Source organism: Hephaestia mangrovi (genome assembly GCF_019880555.1).
In the GTDB taxonomy this organism is placed as follows: domain Bacteria; phylum Pseudomonadota; class Alphaproteobacteria; order Sphingomonadales; family Sphingomonadaceae; genus Sphingomonas; species Sphingomonas mangrovi.
Window position 1 is genome coordinate 1 of sequence record NZ_JAINVU010000020.1, and the last position, 1,374, is coordinate 1,374.

Annotated in this window: 1 protein-coding gene; it reads right to left on the minus strand. The window is 64.0% G+C overall.

Annotated features, from left to right (window positions below):
* Nucleotides 1-263: 263 nt before the first annotated feature.
* Complete coding sequence (locus tag K7G81_RS17630) at nt 264-1,298, minus strand: IS110 family RNA-guided transposase (RefSeq protein WP_223032145.1); 1,035 nt, start codon at nt 1,296-1,298, stop codon at nt 264-266.
* Between the last annotated feature and the right edge of the window lie 76 nt (nt 1,299-1,374).

Genomic DNA, 1,374 nt, shown 5'->3' on the forward strand with positions numbered 1-1,374 from the left:
CATCTGTGGACGCCCCTTCGGATGCAAGCGCTAAATCGGGGTATGTTGGCACGTAGTCGGATGCTGTCATCTGTCCGGCCTCGATGAGCAGCGCCATATGCTGCGGGCCAGTATGGGAGTTCGCGGACCGGAACCACATCAGCTTTGCGCGCTTGGCTAGCGCTCTGCCATTCCCTGGTTCTTCCGGCCCCGTCTCGCCGACCGTTGTGCCATACCCTCCTTCGACCGCCTACGTCCCCGACGCCTCTAGCCTCGACCTCGGCTTACGCCGCGACCGCTGCCGGAGCTCTGTAATCTTCTTTCTTCGTCAACAACGCCCAGGCTATGCGCGCCATCTTGTTGGCGAGCGCGACCGAGACGAGCATGCGTGGTTTGCGCGCGAGCATGCGCTCCAGCCACGAGCCTGCAGGCGCACCGTGGCGACACGCACTGCGGACCATCGAGCTGCCGCCGATGATGAGCAGCCGCCTGATCGTACGCTCTCCCATTTTAGAGATGCTACCCAGCCGCTGCTTGCCGCCAGTCGAGTGCTGACGTGGCACGAGCCCGAGCCAGGCCGCGAAGTCGCGGCCTTTGCGGAACGTCTCGATTGGCGGCGCAAGCGCGATGATCGCTGTCGCAGCGATGGGGCCGATCCCCGGGATGGTCATCAGCCGCCGCGCCGCCTCGTCCTCCTTCGCCCGCCTCGCGATCTCAAGGTCCAGCACGGATATTCGCTTGTCGAGCTCGGCCAACAGATCGACCATCAGCTTGAACATCGGCCGCGCCGCCTCCGGTAGTGTCGAGGCCATCGCCTCGTCTTCGAGTAGATCCGCCAGCATTGTCATGTTCGCCATCCCGCGCGGCGCGACCCAACCATATTCCGCCAAGTGACCCCGGATCGCGTTGATCAGCTGAGTGCGCTGGCGCACCACCAGATCGCGCGTGCGGAAGACGAGCCCGGCAGCCTGCTGCTCCTCGCTCTTCACCGCCACGAAGCGCATGCCCGGCCGCTGCGCCGCCTCACAGATCGCCTCGGCATCGATCGCATCATTCTTGTTGCGCTTCACGAACGGCTTCACATACGCTGGCGGGATCAGTCTGACGTGATGACCCATTGCCTGCAGCTCGCGCGCCCAATGATGGGCGCCGCCGCAGGCCTCAAGCGCTACCGTGCACTGCGGCTGGCCCGTAAAGAAGTCGAGCAGCTTGCCACGCGTCAGCTTGCGACTGAACACCATCGCACCGCGCTCATCGACGCCATGCGCGTGAAAAACGTTCTTGGCGATATCCAGACCGATTATGATAACCTGCGACACGGACGCCTCCCTCAGTGGTGTTTCAACACCTCCACTCTGGCACATCGATGCCGTCGGGGGGCGTCCACCCCATCAG